The sequence below is a fragment of the Paraburkholderia fungorum genome (assembly GCF_902833645.1).
Classification (GTDB): domain Bacteria; phylum Pseudomonadota; class Gammaproteobacteria; order Burkholderiales; family Burkholderiaceae; genus Paraburkholderia; species Paraburkholderia fungorum.
This window is the reverse complement of the sequence record NZ_CADFGE010000001.1, coordinates 643,738-668,083: the sequence shown is the minus strand read 5'-3', so window position 1 is coordinate 668,083 and position 24,346 is coordinate 643,738. Positions and strand designations below refer to the sequence as shown.

At 60.9% G+C, this 24,346-nt stretch carries 22 protein-coding genes and 2 pseudogenes; 10 read left to right on the top strand and 14 right to left on the bottom strand.

Annotated elements, in window-relative coordinates:
• The first annotated feature begins 9 nt into the window (after positions 1 to 9).
• From HWX91_RS02985 to HWX91_RS02970, 4 genes are all read left to right on the top strand, one after another.
• Positions 10 to 810 (top strand): MetQ/NlpA family ABC transporter substrate-binding protein, encoded by an 801-nt coding sequence (locus tag HWX91_RS02985; protein WP_028200065.1) that lies wholly within the window; start codon positions 10 to 12, stop codon positions 808 to 810.
• 261 nt (positions 811 to 1,071) lie between these two features.
• The gene (locus HWX91_RS02980) at positions 1,072 to 1,821 is read left to right on the top strand and encodes an electron transfer flavoprotein subunit beta/FixA family protein (RefSeq protein WP_030101258.1); all 750 of its coding nucleotides are present in this window, start codon (positions 1,072 to 1,074) and stop codon (positions 1,819 to 1,821) included.
• Positions 1,822 to 1,843: 22 nt separating this feature from the next.
• Positions 1,844 to 2,776: an electron transfer flavoprotein subunit alpha/FixB family protein gene (locus tag HWX91_RS02975; RefSeq protein ID WP_102857564.1), complete on the top strand. Its 933-nt coding sequence runs from the start codon at positions 1,844 to 1,846 to the stop codon at positions 2,774 to 2,776.
• 103 nt (positions 2,777 to 2,879) lie between these two features.
• Positions 2,880 to 4,307, top strand: a complete 1,428-nt coding sequence (locus HWX91_RS02970) for a purine-cytosine permease family protein (protein WP_028195725.1) — start codon at positions 2,880 to 2,882, stop codon at positions 4,305 to 4,307.
• A gap of 60 nt (positions 4,308 to 4,367) precedes the next feature.
• Here HWX91_RS02970 and HWX91_RS02965 read toward each other — a convergent pair whose 3' ends face one another.
• The 6 genes from HWX91_RS02965 to HWX91_RS02940 all read right to left on the bottom strand — a co-directional run bounded on the left by HWX91_RS02965 (position 4,368) and on the right by HWX91_RS02940 (position 11,455).
• Positions 4,368 to 4,802 (bottom strand): RidA family protein, encoded by a 435-nt coding sequence (locus HWX91_RS02965; RefSeq protein WP_042274598.1) that lies wholly within the window; start codon positions 4,800 to 4,802, stop codon positions 4,368 to 4,370.
• Positions 4,789 to 5,523: a DUF3726 domain-containing protein gene (locus HWX91_RS02960; RefSeq protein ID WP_028195727.1), complete on the bottom strand. Its 735-nt coding sequence runs from the start codon at positions 5,521 to 5,523 to the stop codon at positions 4,789 to 4,791. Before HWX91_RS02960 ends, HWX91_RS02965 begins: the two co-directional genes overlap by 14 nt.
• A gap of 7 nt (positions 5,524 to 5,530) precedes the next feature.
• The gene (locus HWX91_RS02955) at positions 5,531 to 7,303 is read right to left on the bottom strand and encodes a hypothetical protein (RefSeq protein ID WP_127837985.1); all 1,773 of its coding nucleotides are present in this window, start codon (positions 7,301 to 7,303) and stop codon (positions 5,531 to 5,533) included.
• Positions 7,300 to 8,856 carry a BCCT family transporter gene (locus HWX91_RS02950; RefSeq protein WP_028195729.1) on the bottom strand — a complete coding sequence of 519 codons (1,557 nt, stop codon included), beginning with the start codon at positions 8,854 to 8,856 and terminating at the stop codon, positions 7,300 to 7,302. Before HWX91_RS02950 ends, HWX91_RS02955 begins: the two co-directional genes overlap by 4 nt.
• Positions 8,857 to 8,948: 92 nt before the next feature.
• Complete coding sequence (locus HWX91_RS02945; protein WP_042274602.1) at positions 8,949 to 9,995, bottom strand: dipeptidase; 1,047 nt, start codon at positions 9,993 to 9,995, stop codon at positions 8,949 to 8,951.
• A 17-nt stretch (positions 9,996 to 10,012) separates the two neighbouring features.
• The gene (locus HWX91_RS02940; protein ID WP_028195730.1) at positions 10,013 to 11,455 is read right to left on the bottom strand and encodes an aldehyde dehydrogenase family protein; all 1,443 of its coding nucleotides are present in this window, start codon (positions 11,453 to 11,455) and stop codon (positions 10,013 to 10,015) included.
• 103 nt (positions 11,456 to 11,558) lie between these two features.
• Between HWX91_RS02940 and HWX91_RS02935 the strand changes: the two genes are divergently transcribed.
• Entirely contained in the window at positions 11,559 to 12,479 is a 921-nt protein-coding gene (locus HWX91_RS02935) for a LysR family transcriptional regulator (protein ID WP_042274605.1), read from the top strand.
• 26 nt (positions 12,480 to 12,505) lie between these two features.
• On the opposite strand, the gene arsH is transcribed toward HWX91_RS02935, so the two are convergent.
• Genes arsH through HWX91_RS02915 form a run of 4 tightly spaced genes read right to left on the bottom strand, consistent with a single transcriptional unit; the run spans position 12,506 to position 15,112 of the window.
• Positions 12,506 to 13,255, bottom strand: coding sequence for an arsenical resistance protein ArsH (gene arsH / locus HWX91_RS02930; protein WP_028195731.1), 750 nt, complete (start codon positions 13,253 to 13,255; stop codon positions 12,506 to 12,508).
• Entirely contained in the window at positions 13,252 to 13,677 is a 426-nt protein-coding gene (gene arsC, locus HWX91_RS02925) for an arsenate reductase (glutaredoxin) (protein WP_028195732.1), read from the bottom strand. The genes arsH and arsC overlap by 4 nt, the downstream gene beginning before the upstream one ends.
• Positions 13,677 to 14,759: an ACR3 family arsenite efflux transporter gene (gene arsB, locus HWX91_RS02920; protein ID WP_028195733.1), complete on the bottom strand. Its 1,083-nt coding sequence runs from the start codon at positions 14,757 to 14,759 to the stop codon at positions 13,677 to 13,679. Before arsB ends, arsC begins: the two co-directional genes overlap by 1 nt.
• Positions 14,756 to 15,112, bottom strand: coding sequence for an ArsR/SmtB family transcription factor (locus HWX91_RS02915; protein ID WP_028195734.1), 357 nt, complete (start codon positions 15,110 to 15,112; stop codon positions 14,756 to 14,758). The genes arsB and HWX91_RS02915 overlap by 4 nt, the downstream gene beginning before the upstream one ends.
• Before the next feature lie 209 nt (positions 15,113 to 15,321).
• On the opposite strand from HWX91_RS02915, the gene HWX91_RS02910 reads away from it, so the two are divergent.
• Together HWX91_RS02910 and HWX91_RS02905 are read left to right on the top strand one after the other, a co-directional pair.
• Positions 15,322 to 16,233 (top strand): LysR family transcriptional regulator, encoded by a 912-nt coding sequence (locus tag HWX91_RS02910; RefSeq protein ID WP_028195735.1) that lies wholly within the window; start codon positions 15,322 to 15,324, stop codon positions 16,231 to 16,233.
• Between the two features lie 219 nt (positions 16,234 to 16,452).
• Positions 16,453 to 17,220, top strand: a complete 768-nt coding sequence (locus HWX91_RS02905) for an SDR family NAD(P)-dependent oxidoreductase (RefSeq protein WP_028195736.1) — start codon at positions 16,453 to 16,455, stop codon at positions 17,218 to 17,220.
• A 325-nt stretch (positions 17,221 to 17,545) separates the two neighbouring features.
• Here HWX91_RS02905 and HWX91_RS02900 read toward each other — a convergent pair.
• Positions 17,546 to 18,844 (bottom strand): annotated as a pseudogene (locus HWX91_RS02900) (collagen-like triple helix repeat-containing protein); the annotation flags it as partial.
• A 270-nt stretch (positions 18,845 to 19,114) separates the two neighbouring features.
• A pseudogene (locus HWX91_RS41275) lies at positions 19,115 to 19,273 on the bottom strand (collagen-like triple helix repeat-containing protein); the annotation flags it as partial.
• Between the two features lie 771 nt (positions 19,274 to 20,044).
• Between HWX91_RS41275 and HWX91_RS02895 the strand changes: the two are divergent.
• Together HWX91_RS02895 and dmeF are read left to right on the top strand one after the other, a co-directional pair.
• Positions 20,045 to 20,320 (top strand): metal/formaldehyde-sensitive transcriptional repressor, encoded by a 276-nt coding sequence (locus HWX91_RS02895; RefSeq protein WP_028195737.1) that lies wholly within the window; start codon positions 20,045 to 20,047, stop codon positions 20,318 to 20,320.
• Between the two features lie 8 nt (positions 20,321 to 20,328).
• A complete protein-coding gene (dmeF, locus tag HWX91_RS02890; protein WP_028195738.1) occupies positions 20,329 to 21,606 on the top strand; it encodes a CDF family Co(II)/Ni(II) efflux transporter DmeF in 1,278 nt (425 codons plus the stop codon).
• Positions 21,607 to 21,777: 171 nt separating this feature from the next.
• On the opposite strand, the gene HWX91_RS02885 is transcribed toward dmeF, so the two are convergent.
• Complete coding sequence (locus HWX91_RS02885) at positions 21,778 to 22,248, bottom strand: hypothetical protein (protein WP_028195739.1); 471 nt, start codon at positions 22,246 to 22,248, stop codon at positions 21,778 to 21,780.
• A 373-nt stretch (positions 22,249 to 22,621) separates the two neighbouring features.
• Positions 22,622 to 23,377, bottom strand: a complete 756-nt coding sequence (locus tag HWX91_RS02880) for an SDR family oxidoreductase (protein ID WP_028195740.1) — start codon at positions 23,375 to 23,377, stop codon at positions 22,622 to 22,624.
• Positions 23,378 to 23,679: 302 nt separating this feature from the next.
• Between HWX91_RS02880 and HWX91_RS02875 the strand changes: the two genes are divergently transcribed.
• Complete coding sequence (locus tag HWX91_RS02875) at positions 23,680 to 24,345, top strand: TetR/AcrR family transcriptional regulator (RefSeq protein WP_028195741.1); 666 nt, start codon at positions 23,680 to 23,682, stop codon at positions 24,343 to 24,345.
• Position 24,346 lies beyond the last annotated feature (1 nt).

The following is a 24,346-nucleotide window of genomic DNA, read 5'->3' as shown; positions in this document are numbered from 1 at the left end:
AGGTCCATCATGCAACGTCGTTTCATTCTCAAGCTGGCCGCCACGCTCGGCGCCGCATCGCTGTTCGCTGCCGCCACGGCGGCTCACGCTGACGACTCGATCAAGGTCGGCGTCACCGGCGGCCCGCACGCGCAGATCATGGAAGTCGTGAAGACGGTCGCGGCAAAGAACGGGCTGAACATCAAGATCGTCGAATTCTCCGACTACGTGCAGCCGAACGCGGCGCTTGCCGGCGGCGATCTGGATGCGAACAGCTACCAGCATGACCCGTACTTGCAGGCACAGGTGAAGGATCGCGGCTACAAGCTGATCCGTATCGCCGACACGGTCACGTATCCGATGGGCATCTACTCGAAGAAAGTGAAGACGCTTGCCGAATTGCAGCCGGGCGCGAAAATCGCGGTGCCGAACGACCCGACCAATGGTGGCCGCGCGCTTCTGTTGCTGCAAAAGCAGGGGCTGCTGAAGCTGCGCCCCGAAGCGGGCCTGAAGGCAACACCGCTCGACATCGTCGACAACCCGAAGAAGCTGAAGATCGTCGAACTCGACGCTGCGCAAATTCCGCGTTCGCTGAACGACGTGGACGCCGCGGCGATCAATACGAACTTTGCGATGGAAGCGGGTTTGAAGCCCAAGCAGGACGCCATCGCGATCGAAGACCCGAAGGGTCCGTACGTGAACATCATCGCAATCCGCGAAGCGGACAGGAACAAGCCCTGGGTGGCGAAGCTGGTCGCGGCGTATCATTCGCCGGAAGTGAAGCAGTTCGTCGAAAGCAAGTTCGGCGGGTCGGTGATCACGGCCTGGTGATGCAACGGTCGGCTTTTTCGGCCGTTTTCCTACTGTTGGCATAAAAGACACGGCGGCAATGCAAAATTAGAGTCGTAAGTCTTAACCCGGGGTTGTCGCCCGGGTTTTTTCGAGATTAAAATAGAACGATCGTTCGATATTGCCGTCACGCCGCTGAGGAGCGATATCCTCCTGCTAGAGCGCCCGCGACACGGCTGCCGCGAAAGGGCAGTCGTTATAATGTTCGTTGGGTTGACGTATTCGTAACTTTGGAGCGTGTGCATGAAAATCCTGGTGCCAGTGAAGAGAGTGGTCGATTACAACGTGAAAGTCCGGGTGAAGTCGGACGGCACGGGCGTCGACATCGCGAACGTGAAGATGTCGATGAATCCGTTCGACGAAATCGCGGTTGAAGAAGCGGTCCGTCTGAAGGAAGCGGGCGTGGCGACCGAAGTGATCGCCGTGTCGGCGGGTGTGGCGCAAGCGCAGGAAACGCTGCGCACGGCGCTGGCGATCGGCGCGGACCGCGCGATCCTGATCGAGTCGAACGAAGAACTGCAGCCGCTGGCTGTCGCCAAGCTGCTCAAGGCGCTGGTCGACAAGGAACAGCCGCAACTGGTCATCCTCGGCAAGCAGGCCATCGACGACGATTCGAACCAGACCGGCCAGATGCTGGCCGCACTGGCGAATCTGCCGCAAGCCACGTTTGCCTCGAAGGTTGTCGTGGCCGACGGCAAGGCGACGGTGTCGCGCGAAGTGGACGGCGGTGCTGAAACGTTGTCGCTGACGCTGCCCGCTGTCGTCACGACCGATCTGCGCCTGAACGAGCCGCGCTACGTGACGCTGCCGAACATCATGAAGGCGAAGAAGAAGCCGCTGGAAACGATCAAGCCGGAAGATCTCGGTGTCGACGTCACGCCGCGCCTGAAGACGCTGAAAGTCGCCGAGCCGCCGAAGCGCTCCGCCGGTGTGAAGGTGGCGGATGTGAAGACGCTGGTCGAGAAGCTGAAGACCGAAGCCAAGGTGCTGTGAGGAGACGGACGAAATGACGAATCTGGTGAATCTTGTAATAGCTGAACACGATAACGCGTCGATCAAGGCCGCGACGCTGAACACGATTGCAGCCGCGCAGAAGATCGGTGGTGACATTCACGTGCTGGTCGCCGGTGAAGGCGCGCAAGCCGCAGCGGATGCGGCAGCGAAGATTGCAGGCGTGAGCAAGGTGTTGCTGGCCGACGCGCCGCAACTCGCAGCGGGCCTTGCGGAAAACGTCGAAGCCACGGTGCTGAACATCGCTAAGGACTATTCGCACATCCTCGCGCCGGCCACCGCTTACGGCAAGAACATCGCGCCGCGTATCGCCGCGAAGCTCGACGTTGCGCAGATCAGCGACATCACCGCCGTGGACAGCGCCGATACGTTCGAGCGCCCGATCTACGCCGGCAACGCGATCGCCACCGTTCAGTCCGCTGACCCGATCAAGGTCATTACGGTGCGCACGACGGGTTTCGATGCGGTTGCAGCCGAAGGCGGCAGCGCAACGGTCGAGAAGATCGAAGCAGCCGCCGATAGCGGCCTGTCGCAATTCGTGAGCCGTGAAGTCACGAAGCTGGACCGTCCGGAACTGACCTCGGCGAAGATCATCGTCTCGGGTGGCCGCGGTCTGGGTAACGGCGAGAACTACACGAAGGTTCTGGAACCGCTGGCCGACAAGCTGAACGCAGCGCTGGGCGCATCGCGCGCGGCAGTGGACGCGGGCTTCGTGCCGAACGACTATCAGGTCGGCCAGACCGGCAAGATCGTCGCGCCGCAACTGTACGTGGCCGTCGGCATCTCGGGTGCGATCCAGCATCTGGCCGGCATGAAGGACTCGAAGGTGATCGTGGCGATCAACAAGGACCCGGAAGCGCCGATTTTCAGCGTCGCCGATTATGGTCTGGTGGGCGATCTTCACGACATCGTGCCGTCACTTGCGGCACAGATTTGAACGGCGCAAGCCAGTTTGTTCAACGCCTCGTGCGCCGCACCCCGAATCGCGGCGCGCACGGGCACGATACCTCAGCAGTTCCCTTTCCGAGAGGAGCGCAACAATGGCCCGTACCGCATCACATAGTGGAAGAACCGCTCTGGTAGAGCGGCGTTCAATCGACTACATTCCCGACGCCGAGCGTCACGGCAATTTGTTCAGCCAGTTCACGCTCTGGTTCGGGGCGAACCTGCAGATCACAGCAGTGGTGGTCGGCGCGCTCGCCGTCGTGCTGGGCGGCGACGTATTCTGGTCACTGATCGGACTTCTGATCGGGCAGATTCTTGGTGGCTCGGTCATGGCCTTGCACGGCGCGCAGGGCCCGCAACTCGGCTTGCCCCAGATGATTTCGAGCCGCGTGCAGTTTGGCGTCTATGGCGCAATCATCCCACTCGTGTTGGTCTGCGTGATGTACGTGGGTTTCTCCGCGGGCGGCACGGTGCTCGCCGGCCAGGCCATTGGTGAACTACTGGCAGTGAACAATACGGTCGCGATCCTGATCTTTGCCGCCGTGGTAATCCTGCTGACCGGGCTAGGCTACCGAATCATTCACGCAATGGGTCGCGTATCGAGCATCATCGGCACACTGGCCTTCCTGTATCTCTTCGCCACTCTCCTGAGCGGCCACACATGGGGCACGCTCCTCGCTCACCGGCATTTCACCGTCGCCTCTTTCCTGCTCGCAGTTTCGCTTTCGGCGTCCTGGCAGATCGCATACGGTCCCTACGTTGCCGACTATTCGCGCTATCTGCCGAAATCCACCTCGGCGCTCCATACCTTCCTGGCTGTATTCAGCGGAACAGTCATCGGTGCGCAGGTTTCGATGACGTTTGGCGTGCTCGCCGCCTCGCTCGCGGGCGACCGCTTCGCCGGTCACGAAGTCGCGTTTATCGTCGGTCTCGGCGCAACAGGTATGATCGCCTCGATCCTTTACTTCGCGATTGCGCTCGGCAAGCTCACCATTACAACGCTTAATGCCTATGGCAGTGTGATGTCAGTGGCGACTATCGTCACCGGCCTCGGTCAGCGCCGCGAAGTTTCGCAACGGACGCGCCTCGTTTTCGTGATTCTCTCCGTGGGCGTGTCGAGCGCTCTTGCGCTCGCCGGGCAGCATTCATTTCTGAAGGCATTCTCGTCATTCTTGCTATTCCTGCTGGTGTTCTTCACACCGTGGAGCGCGATCAACCTCGTCGATTACTACTGGGTGACGCGCGAGCGCTACGACGTGCCCGCGCTCTTCGACGCCAATGGCCGCTACGGGCGCTGGAATCCGGTGGGCATAGCCGTCTATGTGGTGGGCGTGTTGGTGCAGATGCCGTTCGTCGCCACGGGTTTTTATACCGGGCATTGGGTCGAATATCTTGGCGGCGTGGATATATCGTGGATCGTCGGCATCATTGTGCCTGGCACGCTTTACTACGTCGCGACCCGATTCACGCCTTCACGCCTGCCTGACCAGCTCATCCTGCCGGATACGGTCGGCGACGCCTGAGAACGTGAGCGCCTCAACACACGGGGCGGTGTGCTCAACCGTCAACAGTGAGGCGCGCCGCTAGCGCGCCTGCGGCCTCGCGCAGGCGTACGCCATGATTTCCACCAGCATTTCCTCACGAGCAAGGCCGGCCACGACGAACGATGCGCGGTTTGGAAACGGCGCCGAGAAATGCTCCCGATACACCGCGTTGACGGCCGGCAACCACGCCCGATCCGTCACATAGATGAGAATCTGCGCGACGTCGCGATATGACGCGCCGGCCGCGGCCAGCGTCTGCATCAAATTTTCGAAGACCTGCTGCGCCTGCTTCTCGATACCTCCCGCAACGACAGCACCATCGGCACCCACCGGTATCTGCGCCGTATACAGCGTGCCGTTGCTGAGGACCGCCCATTCGAAAAGCTGCGTGGCGCTTTGCGGCAGACCGGTCCTGATTACGCTGACATCATTGACGTTACGATCACGTTCCGCGTGCACCTTAGAATCCGTCATCCGCGCCTCCTGCACCGTGTTCACGCGACGCCTGCGTGGCTGGAACAAGCACCTTGTCCTTCCACGCAACCAACCGGTCGAGATGCGAAGCATGGACCTCGATACCGCGCCACAAGGCATCGCGATAGCGCGCCTCCAGTTCCGCCTGATCGATTGCTCCGGCGAGCGGCACATCCCCGGCACGCGATGCTTTCGATGCCGCCTCGTCCACCCTGCAACAAACCGTGAGTTCCGGCGCCGTAGTCGCTGCCTCGGCGCTGAAACCCAGGTAGTCTGGATACTCGTCGTGTCCAGATGCGGTGGCAAAATGCCGGCCAGCGGCGTCTGTCCACGAAAGATCGAACCGGCGGCCGCGCCTGCACATGACCTTCAGCCCATACAGAGCCAAACGCGGTGACAACGCATTGGACACCCGCACGGTGCCCACGCCACACTGCGTCGCCCGCGCCCACGCCAGCTCAAATGCGAGCAGGCAGCCGGCGAGCCCCGCGCAGGAGGTGGTTCCCTGTGCGCCTGTGCGCCGCGTGGCCGCAAGCGCCGGCTCGACACAATATGCCTCCTGCCGCGCGGCGCCTAGCAGCGCACCGATTGCATCCATGCCGTCGAAGTCCATCGCCTGCAGCCATACCGCAGCTTGCGCAGCGTCCTCATAATCGCCTTGCGCCCAGCCGCTGCCTTCCAGCGCGCTACGGCACAGTGAGCTCAATTCGTTGATTGCCATTTTCACGTTAAAGCCCCCCTACTTCGTTGCCGCCCGGCACACACGGAAACGCCCAATCGTCGACCATCTCCGGCGACAGATCATCGAGCGTCGGGGCGCCCTGAAAGAGCGTGACCCGAACCCAGAGATTCGACTTCGGATCGAACTTGCTCGCACCGAACATGGACAGCTTGGCTCGCATCAGATCGATCGGCAGCATGTCTCGCGCCAGCAGGTTGTGACGGATTTCACCGTAAGCGTACGATGTGAGCGCCTGAATTCGCCGCACGATGGCGCGATGCTCAGGCACCTCGCCGACAAACTCCGCGACAGTGCGTAAGCCGTCCGCTTCCGCCTTCAGCTTCGTGTGCAGCCGCAGCACCTGACGCGCAATATCCAATGGAACCTCCCGCTCCGCCCCTCTCTCCTCGACACGCACGCCAAGCCGCGGCTCTTCCTTTTCCGCCGACCTGTACCAGAAGAAATGATCGTCGTCACGTTGCGCTTCGGGCTGTTCGAATACCCATCGGTAGTCCCGTTCGACAATCTTGAGCAATTCGCCAACAGACATGTCTGGATCGAGCGTTTGCGCATCATCCACCGGCGTTGCGCATTCAATCGAATCCACCAGGGCCGGATAAAGCTCGAGCAACACAGTGACGAAGACTTCCTGCGTCGCGCAGGAAAGCGTCCGGGCCGTCCACGCAAACAACTCGCTCCAGCGGAACGTGTCTTTTCGTTCGTAACGTATCCGCAGTTCACGCTCCAGCCGTGGCAACTCTGCAAGAATCAACGCATTGCGCGCCGCTTCCTGCGGATGATCGGTGTGAACCTGCGTAACGTGGCGTGCCGCACGCGCGATCAATCCCATACAGCGTCCGAACGCAGCGGGTTCGACTGATTCAACGCCGAGCACGCGAGCAAGCGCGGTCTCGCGTGCCCGTATCCACTGATCGACCTGGATCGGATGACGCACGAGAAACGGCGCCATGCCAAGCCCGGTTGCATTGCCCACCCCAAGATAGCGCCGAAAACTGTGCGCCAGCTTGACCGCTGCGCGCGGATTGCGCCGCGCCGCAACGTGCTCGACAAGCCGCACGCTAAAGTCACGCAGCACGAAGACGGCGCACATCTGCGCGGAGAAGCCGCGATTGAACGCCTGGCTGTCGACGAGCCGTGGATAGTCCGCAATGCCGAATTTTCCGTTGCCGTACACCGCAGTCGTTCGGATCAGATAGCCGACCCGTTCGAACATGGCGGGATCGGGTTGCCTCCCCGCGGCAAGGCATTCCGTCACGTAGCTAAAGTTGCGCACGCTCTTGTTCGCGCGGCACAGGACGAGGTCGTTTGCACGCAGACGCCCCGCTTCCTGCAACGGGACATTCCCGCGCAAGTACTCAATGTTGGCGGCGCTGGGAACTCCGCAGAGCAGCGCTGACGTAACGTCCCACTTCTGGGCGATGACCCGGTCGGTCCGCTCGGCGTCGTCGAGATGCTGCGAGAAAATCACCTGACTGTAGCGCTCGCCATAGGCTTCGATGGTATAGATGCAAACACCATAGCCGTTGTCATCGAGATCCATGTGGGTGACGCGGACCCGCCAGTTGTCGTGCGCCATCCGCCGTACGAGCGAACGCACGAAGCTCAGACGGGTACCGTGCATCGCGCCGAGACGTTCGGTGCGGTTCGTGATGTCGGGACTGCGCAGCGGTGCGCTGGGATACGCTGCGGAGTCCGCAGGTTCGCCGACTCCCGCAAGGCGCTCGCGTTGTTCTTCCATGATCGCGTCGTGCGCCATCATTTCACTCCTTGTTCTGCGGCCATCGTGCGGGCGATACGAACCGCGTCCCACAACGAAGGCAGAATGATGATCGACACAGGCACGGCCGTAATCACAATGAACGACTGCAATGCGCTCACGCCGCCGGCGCCCATCGTAATCAACACGGCGCCCACCAGACCCATGCCGACCGCCCAGAAAATCTTCAACCAGTTGCCAGGCTCGCCGCGATCGCCGGTCACCGCCATCGCGATGGTGTAGGCCATCGAACCGCCGTTCGTCACCACCGAGAAGAAGCTGAGAAACAGGAACAACGCGGAAATCAGGTTACGCAACGGCATCGCCTGAGCAACGCCTAACAGCAGCGCCTCGGGTTGCGTGCCATGGCCGATTACCACGCCGGGCGACTTCAGTTCGAGACCGATTCCGGTGCCACCGACCAGCGTGAACCACAGCATCGTGATCAGCGGCGCCGCGACCGACAACAGCACCACCACTTCGCGGATCGTGCGGCCGCGCGATACTTTCGCGACGTAGATCGCCATGATCGGCGCGTAGCCAATAAACCAGCCCCAGTAGAAGAGCGTCCATGAATTGAGCCACTTGCCATCGCCGCGATACATGGCGGTTTGCGCGAAATCGACAATGTGCGTGGCGAACGCCTTGAAAAAGACCGTAGTCAGAAATTCGGTCGGCCCGAATGCATAAAGGAATGCAGCGAGTCCGAGCATCAGCCACACGTGGATCTTGCAGACGAAGCGCAGCCCTTCGAGGCCGGCAATGCAAGCCGCCGTGAAGATCGCCGTGACCGCAAGAATGACGAGCGCCTGCGTGGTGATCGTGTCGGGTACGTTCCAGACGGAATGGAGCACGTAGGCAATCTGCAGACCGAGAAAGCCGATCGGTCCAATTGTCCCCGCGGCAACCGCAATGATCGACGTTGCATCGGCTATCGCTGCAATCGGCCCTTTGAGAGCCCGTGCGCCGAACAACGGATACAGCAAGGTACGCGGCGCGAGCGGCAAACCCTTGTCGTAGTGCAAATGCATCAACACGATACTCAGCAGACTGCCCAGCACGGCCCACGCGAGAAAGCCCCAGTGCAGGAAGGATTGCGCAAGCGCCGCGACACCGCCCGCATAGGTTTTGCCCGGCACGCCGTAAAAGGGCGGCGGATTGACGAAATGCATCAAGGGCTCGGCGGCTGCCCAGAAAGCACCGCCGCCGGCCAGCAGCGCGCACATGATGATCACCACCCAGTTGAACGTCGAATTGGACGGTTTTTGCGCGATGCCACCGAGTTTCACGCGCCCGAGCTTCGAAAACGCGATGCCGAGACTGACCGCGAAGGTGGCGAGCATCAGCACTTGCCAGTAGAGCCCGAACCCTCTTGTGGCCCAGGTGAAAGCCGTGTCCACCGCCGTGGTTAGCCAGGGCAGATTGACCAGCGCTGCGATCAGGAACAGCAGGAAGAAGCCGCCGCTGATCCAGAAAATGGGCCAGTCGATGCTTCCTTTGCGATGAGCCACTGCATGACCTTTGGCTGCAATGCTTGCCGTAGTTGGAATTTCCATGTCTCCTCCAGGAGGATAAATCGTTATGGCGCCGGTACGTTGTTGTATGAAGGCGGCACCGTTTGAATTGATGTGACGAGGCAGCGGTGCGGCTAGGACATCGCCACTGCGCAGCCTTGCGCTTCATCTGTCTCGGGCACGCTCGCGTAACGGCTGTTTTCCGCGTCACGCAGAATCCGCATCCAGTTGCCGCCCATGATCTTCGCGATGTCGGCGTCGGCAAAACCTGCGTGCTCCAGCGCGGCCGTCAGGTTTGGAAAGTCCGCGCTCGATCGGAACCAGCTGACCGGCTCGGGCCATGCGGCATTGCTCGCGCTGCCTTCGCCAAAATCCGTCTCCTTGCTCCAGCGGCCATTGCGCATCCACTCGAGCACGCTATATGGCTGCCCCTGACACAGATCGCTGCCGATGCCGACATGGTCGATACCGATCAGATCGACGGTCCGCGCCACCATGTCGGTGAATTCGCCGGCCGTGCAACGGCTACCGTTCTTCAGATGAAAGGGATAAAGGCTGAATCCGACCAGGCCGCCGCGCGACGCGAGCGCACGCAATACGTGGTCCGATTTGTTGCGTTTGGCTTCGTGGAAAAAGCTCGGATTCGCGTGACTGATCACAATCGGCTGCGCGGAAATCTCGATCGCCTCCAGGGTGGAGCGCTCGGCACTGTGCGACATATCGACGATCATGCCGACGCGGTTCATTTCCTCGATCACCACACGGCCAAACCGCGTGACACCGCTATCGGACGACTCATAGCAGCCTGTCGCAAGCAGACTCTGGTTGTTGTACGTCAATTGCATGGTGCGCACGCCGAGGTCGCGGAACACCTCGACGAGACCGATATCGTCCTCGATCGGCGAACAGTTTTGCAATCCGTAGAGAATCGCGATCTTGCCCTCGCGCTTTGCGCGTACCACGTCGTCCATCGTGCGCGCCGGCATCACGAGATCGCCGTGGCGCTCATAAAGTGAATTCCATTCGGCGATACGCGACAGCGTTTCGCGTGCATTCTCCCAGTAGACAATCGTCGCATTGACCGCGGCTACTCCGCCGGCACGCATCTCTTCAAAGATCTGCCGGTTCCAGTTCGAGTACTGCGTGCCGTCGATGACAAGCAAAGCGTTATGGAGGCTCATGGCGTTTCCCCGTCCGTTCAGGCGCGCGTGTAAGAAGTCTTCAGCGTCGTATAGAACTCAGCTGCATTGGGACCCTGCTCGCGCGGGCCGTAGCTCGAAGACTTGCGACCGCCGAATGGCACGTGATAGTCGGTTCCCGCAGTCGGCAGATTCACCATCACACAGCCGGCCTGGGCATTGCGACGAAAATGCGTGGCGTGCTTCAGCGATTGCGTGACGATGCCCGCCGTCAGGCCGAAGGGCGTATCGTTCGAAACCGCCAGCGCCTCGTCGTAGTCGCGCACAGGGATCACGCAGGCAATCGGGCCGAACACTTCGTCGCGATTGAGTTGCATGTCGTTGCGGCCATCGTCGAACAAGGCCGGCGACATGCAATATGCGCGTTCGGGCTGCGCGAGATGTTCACCGCCATGCACGAGCCGCGCGCCTTCGCGCTTGCCGATCTCGATGTACCGAAGATTCTGTTCGAGTTGGCGGGCATCGACCACCGGACCCATCTGCACGCCGTCGTCGAGCGAGCGTCCCACCTTCACGCTGCGCAGTTTTGCGGTGAGCCGCTCGACGAACGGCCGGTGCACCGCGTGTGTCACCACCAGCCGCGACGAGGCTGTGCATTTCTGCCCCGTGCCCGAATAGGCGCCCTGAAACGCGCATTCGACGGCGAGGTCGAGGTCCGCATCGTCGAGCACCACGAGCGCATTCTTGCTGCCCATCTCCATCTGTAGCTTGATGAGATTCGGCGCGGCGACGCCCGCGAGGCGCCGGCCGGTGTCCACCGAGCCGGTAAAGGAAATACCGTTGACCGATTGGGAAGCAGCAAGCTCGTTGCCAACCGATGAGCCCGCGCCCATCAGCAGGTTGAAGGTGCCGGCAGGCAATGCCTGGCGGCTGATGATTTCCGTGAGCACCCAGGCACTAGCGGGCGTCAGATTGGCTGGCTTGAACAGCACCGCGTTACCGAACGCGAGCGCGGGTGCGATTTTCCAGCTTGCGGTCGCCATGGGGAAATTCCAGGGCGTGATCACGCCGATGACCCCGAGCGCCTCGCGCTGGATATCGATCTCGATGCCCGCGCGGACCGAATCGGCCTTCCCGCCCAACTGACGGAGCACCTCGGCGGCGAAGTAATGGAAGAACTGTCCTGAACGGGTGACTTCGCCGACGCCTTCCGCGAGCGTCTTGCCCTCTTCGCGCGCCAGCAGCCGCCCCAGTTCCTGACTGCGCGCGATCAGCTCGTCGCCGATAGCCCGCAGCACGTCGTGCCGCTTTTCGAGTCCAGTTGCTGCCCAGACGGGTTGCGCGACGGCCGCCGCTGCAATGGCCGCGTGCACCTGGCCGCTGGTTGCCTGCGTGTAGCAGCCGATCAGGTCGTCCGTGTCGGACGGACTGCGGTTCTCGACAACCGTTTCGCCGGCCACCCAATGGCCGTCGATCCAGTTCAAAAAAGTCTGAGGATTCATTGTCGATCTCTATGCGTTTGACATGAGACCGATTCTAGAAATAGCTGTAAAATAATCAAAACCAATTGTTTTGATAAATTTATTTGCAAAACTTATTTAAGCCATGGACCGGTTCCCGGATGTAAAGATCGCGCAGTTGCGGCACTTCGTTTCCGTCGTCGAGCATGGCGGCTTCAAGGCCGCAGCGAAGGCCGTGTTCCGCAGCCAGCCGGCGCTGTCGCTATCCATCAAGGAACTGGAAACCGCGCTTGGCGCACCGCTCTTTGAAAAAGGCAGCCATGCGACGCCGACACCGTTCGGCGCCATGCTCTATGGCGAAGCGCGGAAACTCGTCGAGCACTACGAACGCACGATCGCTGCCGCCATCGACGTCGCGCGAGTGCGTGGCGGCAGCGTGCGGGTCGCCGCCGTGCCGTCGGTCGCTCACGAAATGCTGCCGCGCGCGATCAGCCGGTTCACCGCACGCTATCCGGGCATCCAGCTTCATGTCGAAGACGGCACGGCCGCTTACATCCACGACCGCGTGCGCTCCGGTGCGATCGATTTCGGCATCGCCAGTGCCTCGGAGTCCGAATCGGCGTTGAGCTTTACGCCGCTGATCGCGGACGTCATGTGCGTGGTCGTGAATTCCGGGCACGCGCTTTTCAGGCAGCGGCGGGTCGAATGGAGCGATCTGTCGGGATATCTGCTGATCGGCAACGGCACAATGCGCGCCTTGCCTTCCGCCGTGCGTGAAGCAGCGGCCCAGCAGGACAACATCTTCATTGCCAATACAACCACGCTGCTGGCCGCAGTGGAAAGCGGCGTCGGGCTCACCGTGCTGCCTTATCTTGCGAAGCAACGGTATCGGGACACGCTGCGCTTCATCCCGCTCGACGCGCCGCGCATCGAACGGACCGTGGGATTTGTCGAACTTGCGGGACGATCGCTCAGCCCGGCAGCGGATGCGCTGCGGGCTAGTTTTGTTGAGGATATCGACGCGTCCCGGTTTCCGGAGCTTGTGCGGCGCTTGCTTTCTGGTTGAGGGTTCGTTGGGTGGGAATCGAGAACTCAGCCGGTGTCGGCATTGGCAGCGGCTGCTTCATGAACCATGGCAGCGGCGGCCAGTTGCTCCGCAAGTTCAGGGTGTGCTTCTTTGCGCTCGCTGTACCGATCCGTCAGATAGTCCGAGCGGTCACGGACCATCAATGTGAACTTGTACAACTCTTCCATCACATCGACCACCCGTTCATAGTACGCGGACGGTTTCATCCGACCATCCGGGGTGAATTCCTGCCATGCCTGCGCCACTGAGGACTGGTTCGGAATAGTCACCATGCGCATCCAGCGGCCGAGCACGCGCAGTGCATTCACAGCGTTAAAAGACTGTGACCCGCCACATACCTGCATGACGGCAAGGGTGCGCCCCTGAGTGGGACGAACGCCGCCGCTTTCGAGTGGAAGCCAGTCAATCTGGTTCTTGAACACAGCAGTCAGCGTGCCGTGACGCTCCGGACTGCACCAGACTTGTCCCTCCGACCACTCGGACAATTGGCGCAACTCCACCACCTTGGGATGATCTGCCGGGACACTATCGACGATGGGAAGCCCATGTGGGTCGAACACTCGCGTTTCAGCGCCGAAGTGACGCAGGATACGTTCAGCTTCGAGCGTTAGTTGACGGCTAAAAGACGTAGCGCGCAGCGACCCATAGAGCAACAAGATACGCGGCGGATGCTGTGATACGACGCGAGGCGTGAGCTTTTGCAGATCAGGCGTATCGAGATGCGCGGCACTGATGTTGGGCAGATCTTCAATCACTTGCTGAGTCTCCGGCCTTCACTGTCGACGACTACCTCGCCGTCTTCCTTTGTGAAGGGCTTGTTTCCCGCCTCAGGCAGGATGTCGAGAAGGAGTTCGGAGGGCCGGCAGAGACGCACGCCGTGCGGCGTCACGACGAACGGACGATTGATAAGGATCGGATGAGACAGCATTGCGTCTAGCAATTGCTCATCGCTCAGCGACATGTCGCCCAGTCCGAGCTCTTCATACGGTGTACCTTTCTCGCGCAGCGCGGCGCGGACAGTGAGGCCCGCTTGCGCTATCAGTGCCTTCAATGTCTCGCGGTCTGGCGGTGTTTTCAGATACTCGACGATCCGAGGTTCAATGCCCGCGTTGCGAATCATCGCCAGTGTATTGCGTGACGTGCCGCAATCCGGGTTGTGATAGATCGAGACGCTCATTACATTTGTCCTTTGATGCGATTGCCTGCTTCGTACCAACGCTGCGACCGGTTTACCACGCCGACCACCAGTAGCATGACCGGCACTTCGATCAGCACGCCAACAACCGTCGAAAGTGCAGCACCTGACTGAAAACCGAACAGACTGATTGCAGTCGCTACGGCGAGCTCGAAAAAGTTGCTCGCGCCGATCAGGCTGGATGGTCCCGCAACGCAATGCGCCACCCCCAACCGACGATTGAGCAGGTAAGCGAGGCCGGAATTGAAAAACACCTGAATCAGGATGGGAACTGCCAGCATGCCGATAATCAGCGGCTCCCTGACGATGGCTTGCCCCTGAAACGCGAACAGCAAGACTAGCGTCGCGAGAAGTGCACAGATCGAATACGGGCCGAGATGTGCGACCATCCGCTGGAAATGTGCGTCGCCCCTGGCAAGCAGGCGCTTACGCAACACTTGCGCAAGGATGACGGGAATGACGATGTACAGCCCGACAGAGATGACGAGCGTGTCCCACGGCACCGTGATAGCGGATAGGCCCAACAACAGCGCGACGAGCGGCGCAAACGCAACGATCATGATCGAATCGTTAAGCGCGACCTGTGACAGCGTGAAGTACGGATCGCCCTTGCACAGTTGAGACCAGACAAACACCATCGCCGTACACGGAGCAGCGGCGAGCAGAATCAAGCCTGCAATGTAGCTGTCGATCTGATCGGCAGGCAGCCACGCCGCAAACGCATGCCGGATAAAAATCCAACCGAGCAGGGCCATCGAAAATGGTTTGACGAACCAGTTCACAAAAAGCGTCACGCCGATACCGCGCCATTGGCTTTTCACCTGCGTCATGGCGGCAAAATCGATCTTCACGAGCATCGGAATGATCATCACCCAGATCAGTACGCCGACCGGCAAATTGACCTGCGCGACTTCCATGTGGCCGACCGCGAAGAAGAGTCCGGGAAGTAATTGGCCAAGCATGACGCCGCCGATGATGCACAGCGCGACCCAGACCGTCAGATAACGCTCGAAAAACCCGATGGCCGGGCGGCTCGCGCGGATTGCTGTGTCAGTGCTGCTCATTTCTTGCTCGCGTTATTGCCGCATGCCGGGTCATTGCAAAAGTTGGGGAGATCGCTTGCTGCGCAGGTTGCACCCGCGCAGCAGTTCTCCGTCAGAAAGCCGATCAGGCCCGTCATCGCGTCGAAATTCGCCGTGTAGATGACGAAACGCCCTTCCTGTCGAGACTTCACCAGGTCCGCGTGTGACAGGTCTTTCAGGTGAAACGAGAGACTGGACGGAGATAGGCCAAGCTGCTGCGCGATTCCGCCCGCAGCCTGCCCATCGGGGCCGGCAACGACTAGCAGGCGGAAGACTGCGAGACGCGATTCGTGAGCCAGTGCGCTCAGGGCGCGTACAACGAGATTTGAGTCCATGGCGCAAACGATAAGCCATTCACTTCTATATTTCAAGTATTGTTGAAATGATGTGGCGTAAGACTATGGGGCGACGAATTTCAACACGCGTTCCGCCCGATCTGGCCGCGTCAGGCGATGTCGTTGCCCGACAATGCTCGCGTGTCTGAAAACGTTCGTCGTTTCGCTACACTGCGCACTTTCGCTGACAACCCTGCAGGAGACCGCACATGGACCGCATGGTGGCAATGGAGACTTTCGTAACTGTTGTCGATGCGGGTTCATTTTCCGCCGCGGCACGCCGATTGAAGCTAGGCCAACCGGCCGTTTCGAAGGCAGTTGCACAGTTGGAGGAACGTCTTGGCGCCCGTTTGCTGTTGAGATCGACACGTGGCCTGGCACCGACCGATGCCGGTCAACGGTTTTACGATCATGCACTCAGGGCGATCGATGAGGCAGAGCGGGCCGAACAGGCGGTACGCGAATCGGCGGATGGCTTGTCCGGACGACTGCGCATAGGCGCAGCCGTCACCTTCGCCCGCCTGCATGTCTTGCCGGCACTGAAGTCTTTCCTCGATCGACATCCCAATCTCAGCATCGATATCGTGCTCGACGACCGGTCCGTCGATCTGCTCGAAGAGGGTGTCGATGTCGCGTTGCGCATGGGCGCCCTGGACGATTCGAATATGACTGCGCGTCGCATCGCCACCGGGCGGCGGGTCGTCGTCGGCACACCCTCGTATTTCGCGCAAGCGGGGCTTCCGCAAACGCCTCGCGACCTTCTCCGCCATCAGGCGGTCGTTCACACAGTTCGAGGCGGCGGGGAGTCGTGGTTGTTCAGCCGCAGTGACGGTTCCGACTCGAACGTCACCTTGTCCGGCCGAATAAGCGTGAACGCAGCCGAAGGCATGCGCACGGCGGTATTCGCGCATATGGGCCTGGCTGTCGCTTCGGAATGGATGTTCGCCCCTGAACTTGCGGACGGCACGGTTCAGGCCGTCCTGACTGACTGGATGTTGCCGCCGATCGACCTGTGGGCAGTGTTTCTGTCCGGTCGCATGGCGACCACGAAGGCGCGTGCCTTCGTCAAGTTTGTCGAGCATCTCCTCAATGAGCGCTCCAGCGATAACCTCACCGCATAGCCGCCTAACCGTCCAGCCGCCTCGCACCAGGGTGCCACTGCTCCGGCCTGCCTCTTCGCAGCGGGAATAGGAGCTATTCCTCACCCGCGACTACCGGGCGATGCCGCCCGAGCGGAGGATACGCATCAACCAATGCACGAAACATTGGCTCCGATGCAGCAGTCCCTTCCGGCTGTTCAGCGCGGAGGACCGCTTTCAAACCTATCCGTTGAGGAAAACATGACCCAAGCTCTGAAAGGCAAACTTGCTCTCGTTACGGGCGCTTCGCGTGGAATCGGTGCAGCTATTGCGGCGCGTCTTGCGCAGGACGGCGCATCGGTGATCGTTCACTATGCGTCGAGTGCGGCGCGGGCCGAAGCAGTCGTCAAGGCGATCCGCGATGCCGGCGGCGAGGCTGAAGCCGTCGGCGCCAACCTGTCGCAACCAGAAGGCATCAAGAATCTCATCGATGCGCTGAACGGCGCGTTCGGCGGCCGCTTCGAGGGGCGGCTCGACATTCTCGTCAACAACGCCGGCACGGTGGAGTACGGACCCTTCCTCGATTCTTCGGACACGTCTTACGACACACATTTCAACCTGAATGTTCGTGCGCCGATCGAACTGGCAAAAGACGCGGCGGCGCGAATGGTGGCGGCCGGCTGGGGACGCATTATCAACATAGGTTCGGCCTTTGGCGAAGCCGCGCCGCTGCCCGGTGTAACGCTCTACATCGCATCGAAGTTCGCCATCAGAGGCTTCACTCGCGGGCTATCGCGCGAGCTCGGCAAATATGGCGTGACCGTGAATGCCGTGCAACCCGGCCCGATCGATACAGAACTGGCTCCGCAGCCCGGCACGGAAGACCACGCCACGATGACGAAGCTCGCGAGCGTGGGCCGTTTCGGCAAACCGGCGGAAATCGCTGCAGCTGTAGCGTATCTCGCGAGCCCCGAAGCAGGCTACACGACCGGCGAGAGCCTGACGGTCGACGGCGGATGGATCGCCTGACACGCGTTGCCCGACCAGGTGCTATCCGCTAGCGACACGTGAATTTCGGATAGCACCAATGCGCCGCCTATGCGACCGCTTTCGCCTGACGGCGAACAGTTATTGGTTAATCGCGCGCTCACGTCGCCGAAATGCCACCATTGATCGGCAGATGCCAATGACAACCGGTTTTCGCCTCATAGCGATATGTGCCGAAGCTGAAACGCGGTCACTTGCTCGGCGTTACCTAAGTTCGACGGCAAGCAAAGTCATGATGGCCCAGTGCCGCACGGACCGGCGGACCGGTTGCCCGGTCCGCCGTTTTCCGCAATGCGTGCTTCCTTCGTTACTTCCTTGATGTCAGCCCACCGGGCACGGCGCCGGACGACCCGGACGTTCCTCCGCTGGCGCCGCCAAGCGCGCTCGTCAGGGCGGTGACGAGGCCCGTCACGGGCGCGAGCAGGTTGGTCGTGCCGGCCGCACCTGAACCGCCTGAGGCGTGTAGCGCGCCCGTCGACGATGATGCTACTGACGTCGCTGGTGCTAGCGGGTTGTTGGCGCTGCCTGTTGCACCGTTCAGCGCGACACCTGCCGAGACGGTCAGGCCGGTGAGCGGCGCCAAAGGACTACCGGGTCCTCCGACCACGCTGGTCAACGAAGAGGTCAGCGAAGTCAGCGTGCCGACCAGAGGTGCGAGTGGATTGGTCGAGCCGCCAATACCGCCGAGTCCGCCCGTCAGCGTGCCGGGCAGCGAAGTGAGGATGTTGGTAAGCGGTGCCAGCGGATTGCCGGACGAACCGCCGCCCGGATTGAGAATGCCGGTCAGGCCGCCGAGCGGATTACCGCTGCCCGAGCCGCCTGCGGTCAGCAGGCCGCCGACCGAGGTAACCGTATTGCCCAACTGTGTCACGACGTTGCCCAGGTTCTTGCCGATCGGATTACCCGTGGTGCTGCCGATCTGGCCGCCCGCAGTGTTGAGGCCGTGGCCGATGGTCGACAGCAGTCCATCGAGCGGCTTACCCAAACCGGTCGTGTCGCCGACGGTCTGGGTGGTCTGCGCGAGTGTCGCGGTGATTGGCGTGATGGCAGTGCTCAGGGTCTGCGTGAGCTGCTGCACCGGGCCGTTGGTGAGCGTCGAGCCGAGTTGCGTGCCCAGGCTGCTGACGGCTGTGCCCACGGTGGAGATCGTGCTACCGAGCGGGTTTGTCAGCGGGCTGAGCGGAGCGGTCGGGCCGCTGCCGAGGCTGGTCACGAGTTGTCCGGCGCTATTGACCGCCTGGCCAGCGTCATAGACCAGGTTGCCGCTGCTGGCGAGGGTGGTACCGAGAGGGTCGGTCGAATTCCCTAGCTGGCCGAGACCGTTGAAAGCGCCCGTGCCGAGTGCTGACACTCCGGCGCCGAGATTCGAAACCACACCGCCGAGCGCTGTGGTGGTCGCGGTGTTGCCGCCGGGGATCGGCGTGAGACCGATCTGGCTGCCGATGGCCGAGACAGTCTGGCCGGTCGCGGTGACGACATTGCCGGTGTTCTGCACCACGACGCCGAGTGGGTTGGCGCTCGTGGGCGTAGGTGTCGGTGTCGGCGTTGGCGTTGGCGTCGGAGTAGGCGTCGGCGTCGGCGTCGGCGTCGGCGTCGGCGTTGGCGTTGGCGTCGGCGTCGGCGTCGGCGTTGGCGTTGGCGTTGGCGTTGGCGTTGGCGTTGGCGTTGGCGTTGGCGTTGGCGTTGGCGTTGGCGTTGGCGTTGGCGTTGGCGTTGGCGTTGGCGTCGGCGTCGGCGTCGGCGTCGGCGTCGGCGTAGGCGTCGGCGTCGGCGTCGGCGTCGGCGTCGGTGTAGGCGTCGGCGTAGGCGTCGGTGTAGGCGTCGGCGTGCCGTTACCTGAGCCGGACCCCGATCCGGAACCTGCACCGGATCCCGACCCTCCTCCCGACCCGCCGCCTCCACCTGTGATGGCGCCGCCTCCCGAACCAGTGCCAAGCGTCGGCGACTTCGTGGTCAATGTCGATCCACAACCTTGAAGAACCATCAGTGACGACACGCACATGGCGATCGTCGTCATTTTGAAATTGCGATTCATACTTGCACCCCCCGGTGATTAAAATCCTGGGGTTGTGACCGCAAGGGTCATACCATGTGGGGCGCGCACCGCGGGGTGCATAGGAAAGGCTTGCAAATCAAGGGCGCGCGGGCGATCGATTCCCGCGCGTCGCGATCTTGAAATGCCAGTGTGGCGCGGAACACTGTCTGCCGAACCTCGAACGTAACGTAACGCGCGGAGCGGTTTTCACACACCCGCGTTTCCGCCGCGGCAGTTGTTCTTCATTAACGAACAGTCGTTTAAGAGCCGATTGCGATCGACGGTTGATGGTCGAAGACTTTGCCTGACGACGACCGGCCCAGTTCGTTCTAAATTATTCGACGCCTGCGCGCATGCGTCATGCATACGTTCACGCAGCAACAGACAAAGGCAGGTGTCGAACAAACCCAAACGGGTGCGGGCATCCGCCGCCGTAGCGCTCAAGCACCCGATACGGCTGCTTTCGGTCTACTTATCGGTTGGAGCATCGTCTGTAGTCTTATCGTCAAGCGGTTGCGGTCGCTTCGTAGCCGCCATTGCCGACAGCCGACGATAAAGCACTCTCACTCTTCTATCCGACACGCGAAATACCAGCATGACAGACGGGCGTACCGTTCGGGCACATGGCCGTCGTCGATGAATCAGACATCGCTTAAGTGTCGGCTGACGGCCTTTACATGAAAAGTCGCATCCGCAGCCGCACTGGATACCCCCTCCCCCTATGGTAGACTTCGTGCAATTACATACCCCCTAGGGGTATCTGGAGAGCGCATGAGTCACACGATTCAGGAAAAACAGAAGCTACTTAATCGGGTCCGCCGCATCAAGGGACAGGTCGAAGCCATCGAGCGGGCGCTCGAGGAAGAGCACGGCTGCGCGGACGTGCTGCAACGGATCACAAGTTGTCGCGGGGCTATGAACGGTCTTCTCGCGGTCGTGCTGGAAGACCACATCAGGAATCACCTCGTCGACGCGGAAAGCGGCGAGGAGGATGGCGCTAGCGCGACGGAACAACTCATCGAAGTCGTTCACAGCTATTTCAAATAGAGTCAGAAATGAGTGATTTCAAACATGCCGCGTTCGGCGCAGGACATGACCACATCTTTCTGGGCGTCGGTCATGAAAAAAACGAGCGCAAAACGTGGGCCGTGATCGCACTGTGCAGCGCGATGATGCTGATTGAAATTGTTGGCGGCAGTATGTTCGGTTCACTGGCGCTCGTGGCCGACGGTCTGCATATGTCGACGCACGCGGGCGCAATGCTCATTGCAGCCCTTGCGTACACCTACGCGCGCAAACACGCCACCGACTCCCGCTTCGTGTTCGGTACGGGCAAGCTTGGCGATCTCGCGGGCTTTACGAGTGCCATCGTGCTCGCGATGATTGCGCTTCTGATTGGCTACGAGGCGGTATCCCGTTTCCTGTCGCCGGTACCCATCCATTTCGGTGAAGCGATTCCCATCGCGGTGGTCGGGCTTCTTGTCAACCTGGCGAGCGTGTGGCTACTGGGCGGCGACGATCACGGGCATGGGCATGGGCATGGGCATGGGCATGGGCATGGGCATGATCACCACGCTCAAGAAGAGGAAGTGCGGAAGATTTTCGCGCCGTCCGGCGTGCTTGCGGTTTCCATCTTCGAGGACGGCGTGCCACCTGTTTTCCGCATTGCGCCTGAGACGGACGGTTCACGACTGGACGCTTCTACTGTGTCCGTTACGACGATCCGGCCGGATGGGACGCGACAGGTCTTCGCGCTGGCGGATCGTGGCGGCTATCTGGAATCGAAGGAAGAAATTCCTGAGCCGCACGCCTTCAAGGCCGTCGTGCGGATTGCGGACGGCCAGCACGAAGTGGAATTCGAAGAACATGAACACCACGACCACGCGCATGAAACAGCGACCCGTGACCACAACATCAGGTCGGCGTACATCCACGTGATGGCGGATGCGGCGGTTTCCGTGCTGGCGATCATAGGCCTCGTGTTGGCCCGCGCATTTGGCTGGCTCTGGATGGACCCGCTCGCCGGTGTCATCGGCGCGCTGGTGATTGCAAACTGGTCGTACAGCTTGATGCGCGACACGGCTGCGATCCTGCTCGACATGAACTCCGACCGGCGCATGGCGGAGAGCGTACGTCACGCGATCGAGGATCGCGGAGACAAGGTGGTCGACCTGCATGTATGGCGGGTGGGTCCCGGCCATATGAGCGCCGTGGTGTCAGTGGCAACAGGTGAAACCCTGCGAGACTCGCGCTTCTACCATGCGGTGCTGGGGCGCTTCAGGGGACTGTCTCATGTCACCGTTGAGGTGCAGCCATTACAGGCAGACGCCTAATCCATGGCAGCTAGATCACTGCGCATCGACGCGCACGCCTTCGATGACAAGATAGGCTCCGGGCACGGCGGCAGGCCGGTGAGTGCATCGAGACTGACGAAACTATCTCCGTACACTCATCCCCGAAGGGTCAGGACGGCCACCCGCCACTCACCGATTTTTTCGATTTACCTAGCTAACCGCGACAACCGCTTGTTCTGCCGCGCCCTCAGCGCTCAACGCCGCGGCATCTTCTGCCGACCCGTTTTCCTCCAATGGTGCATTTTCAGTCGCAAGCGATTCCCCACCTCGCTGCATTACCTCTTCCGCAAGCAGGGTCGCCGCATGACGAGCGGTGATGCGGCTTTGCGGCACGCCCTTTGCATCGAGCGCAATCACCTGGTATAACTCACGGTCACACTGGAGTTCCTGTTGATACCGCTCCGACGTATCCACCAGCAATTCAAGGAGTGTCTGACGGCGTCGTCTTTCCTCAAGTGTAATGGGAGGATTCCTACATATCGATGACGCAAGTGTAATCAAGGTATTCAGTTGATCCAGGTGCCGGTTACATAAATCGAATGCCGATAGCGCAAGCTTTTCGTACTGGAGTGCGTCGACAGGTGGACGTGAAGCGGGTTGTTTTTTAGTGGACTTGCTCATGGCGCGATCTCCCTATTACTTCTCGGATCGCCCGACACTCGCTGGAAACGTGGGTGAGCGGGCACGAAGTAGGGTTGACAGACCGGGTCAGAAACATGCCGGCGAGCCTTGCGGCTCCCCTACCAAGGCCCGCCCATTGGAATATAGACGTGCAGAGGTAGACGCACGCCCCGCCTGAGCGGGTGTGCGGTTTCTGACTACAGGCTGTCAAACCTGATCGTCGGGTGTATCCCGACGACTTGGTGATTATAAGTCACGCCAAGTGGATTGCCTTCAACCTTGCAAGCCAAATGTTTGATTTGGCCTAAAGGATAAGGAGCGGTAAGAAGCGAAACCGCAGTCACGCCCCGTCCCCTATCCGGCAAGCAGCCCTTCACCCGCCGAACACTTCCACCATCTGCGCATTCAGGCCATTCACGAATGCATGTTCGCCGGGCCCCGGATTCCCACGGAACTGCTTCGCACCTTCAACCAGAACCTCATCCACATCCGTTCCGAGCACAGCGATCGTTTCGTCGATGAAGGGTTCGAGCGGCATTGCCTGTTCGGCTTCGCGGCTGTTCATCAGGTCTGTGCGCACCCAAGGCGGCGCGATTTCAAGTACCTTAACTTTCGTATTCCTCAGCATGAAGCGTTGCGAAAGAATGTACGAATGCAGTGCCGCCTTGGTCGACGAATACACTGCCGTCATCGCCAGCGGCACGAATGCCAGAACCGAACTGGTATAGGCAACGACAGCATCGTTTCTGGTCTTCAGATGGTCGATCAGCGCCGACGTCATGCGGATCGGTCCCATGAGGTTCGTCGTGATGGTGGACACCAGCAGCGCGTCGTCGATGTGACCGGCCGCCTGGTCTGGCAGCATGATCCCGGCGTTGTTGATCAGCACGTTGAGGTCGGGATAGTCCGCGATCAGTTGCGCCGCTACCTTCTCGATGCTGGCCGGGTCGGTAATGTCGAGTTCGATTGCCGCCATGCCGGGATTCGCCGCTACCACCTCGTCGAGATGGCCGCGCCGCCGACCGCTGATAATGACCTTGTTGCCGCGCTTATGGAGCGCCTCGGCCAATCCACGGCCAATGCCCGAACCGCCGCCCGTGATGAAGATCGTATTTCCAGTGAGTTTCATGATCGTTTCCTGTGATGTTGCATTCGCAGTTGAAGTTGATGTCGCGGCAGGTAAGGCTGATGCGTTCAGGCAAGGAACCGTTCGCCAAACATCGGCAGGTCGCTCGCGGATTCGGCCTGGGTCGCTTCCCTTGCACCTCACCGGCCTGGACGTTCCGGCAAAGAAGGCTATACTCAAGACAATGGTGAGTGACATTGTCATTGCGATGGATTGTGGTCGTCCGTTTCGGCGATGTCAATGGTGATCGACATTGTATTTTTCGATGGATGCGATTGGGCCGAGGTCGGCCGAAGGGAGTGAGAGTGGGTGTTTCCAGACAACAGGCGGCTGAAAACCGGCACGCGATCGTGGCCGCCGCCGAGAAGCTGTTTCGTGAGCGCGGTGTCGATGCGGTCGGGCTCGCCGAATTGATGAAGGCGGCGGGCTTCACGCAGGGCGGTTTCTACAACCACTTCAAATCAAAAGACGCCCTGGTCGCCGCCGTGATGGAAAAGGCGATAGAGGAAGGGGAAGAGGCTTTTGCCGCCCAGTTTGCAAGCTCCAGATCGACTGACGCCGACCCGGTAAAGCAAAACATCCAGTGGTATTTGTCCCCCGAGCATCGCGAAAATATCGAAGCCGGGTGCCCGTTATCGGGTTTTGTAGGCGACGCCCGCCGGTTCGGCGACGGAGCACGCGGCTCTTACGCGCAAGGGCTCGCGACGAACCTCGAACTGTTCGCCAAGGTCATCGAAGAGAGAGAGGGCGTGAGCGAAGGCAGTCGCAGAAAGGCAATCGCTGTGTTCAGCCAGATGGTCGGTACGCTGCTGCTTTCGCGTGCTGTCGCGGACACCGACCCAGCGCTCGCGGATGAGATTCTCGACGAGGGACGTCAGCACCTGCTTGCCACGCTGGACACGCAACCCGGCACTCAAGCGCAGTCGCAATCGCACGGACGCTCGCGCCGATCGAAGCCGGGTCGCACGTAAG

Bases quoted from the DNA above. Each gene is read 5' to 3' on its own strand.
- HWX91_RS02985 (WP_028200065.1), top strand. From the start codon at position 10: ATGCAACGTCGTTTCATTCTCAAGCTGGCCGCCACGCTCGGCGCCGCA.
- HWX91_RS02980 (WP_030101258.1), top strand. From the start codon at position 1,072: ATGAAAATCCTGGTGCCAGTGAAGAGAGTGGTCGATTACAACGTGAAA.
- HWX91_RS02970 (WP_028195725.1), top strand. From the start codon at position 2,880: ATGGCCCGTACCGCATCACATAGTGGAAGAACCGCTCTGGTAGAGCGG.
- HWX91_RS02965 (WP_042274598.1), bottom strand. From the start codon at position 4,802: ATGACGGATTCTAAGGTGCACGCGGAACGTGATCGTAACGTCAATGAT.
- HWX91_RS02960 (WP_028195727.1), bottom strand. From the start codon at position 5,523: ATGGCAATCAACGAATTGAGCTCACTGTGCCGTAGCGCGCTGGAAGGC.
- HWX91_RS02955 (WP_127837985.1), bottom strand. From the start codon at position 7,303: ATGATGGCGCACGACGCGATCATGGAAGAACAACGCGAGCGCCTTGCG.
- HWX91_RS02950 (WP_028195729.1), bottom strand. From the start codon at position 8,856: ATGGAAATTCCAACTACGGCAAGCATTGCAGCCAAAGGTCATGCAGTG.
- HWX91_RS02945 (WP_042274602.1), bottom strand. From the start codon at position 9,995: ATGAGCCTCCATAACGCTTTGCTTGTCATCGACGGCACGCAGTACTCG.
- HWX91_RS02940 (WP_028195730.1), bottom strand. From the start codon at position 11,455: ATGAATCCTCAGACTTTTTTGAACTGGATCGACGGCCATTGGGTGGCC.
- HWX91_RS02935 (WP_042274605.1), top strand. From the start codon at position 11,559: ATGGACCGGTTCCCGGATGTAAAGATCGCGCAGTTGCGGCACTTCGTT.
- arsC (WP_028195732.1), bottom strand. From the start codon at position 13,677: ATGAGCGTCTCGATCTATCACAACCCGGATTGCGGCACGTCACGCAAT.
- arsB (WP_028195733.1), bottom strand. From the start codon at position 14,759: ATGAGCAGCACTGACACAGCAATCCGCGCGAGCCGCCCGGCCATCGGG.
- HWX91_RS02915 (WP_028195734.1), bottom strand. From the start codon at position 15,112: ATGGACTCAAATCTCGTTGTACGCGCCCTGAGCGCACTGGCTCACGAA.
- HWX91_RS02910 (WP_028195735.1), top strand. From the start codon at position 15,322: ATGGACCGCATGGTGGCAATGGAGACTTTCGTAACTGTTGTCGATGCG.
- HWX91_RS02905 (WP_028195736.1), top strand. From the start codon at position 16,453: ATGACCCAAGCTCTGAAAGGCAAACTTGCTCTCGTTACGGGCGCTTCG.
- HWX91_RS02895 (WP_028195737.1), top strand. From the start codon at position 20,045: ATGAGTCACACGATTCAGGAAAAACAGAAGCTACTTAATCGGGTCCGC.
- dmeF (WP_028195738.1), top strand. From the start codon at position 20,329: ATGAGTGATTTCAAACATGCCGCGTTCGGCGCAGGACATGACCACATC.
- HWX91_RS02885 (WP_028195739.1), bottom strand. From the start codon at position 22,248: ATGAGCAAGTCCACTAAAAAACAACCCGCTTCACGTCCACCTGTCGAC.
- HWX91_RS02880 (WP_028195740.1), bottom strand. From the start codon at position 23,377: ATGAAACTCACTGGAAATACGATCTTCATCACGGGCGGCGGTTCGGGC.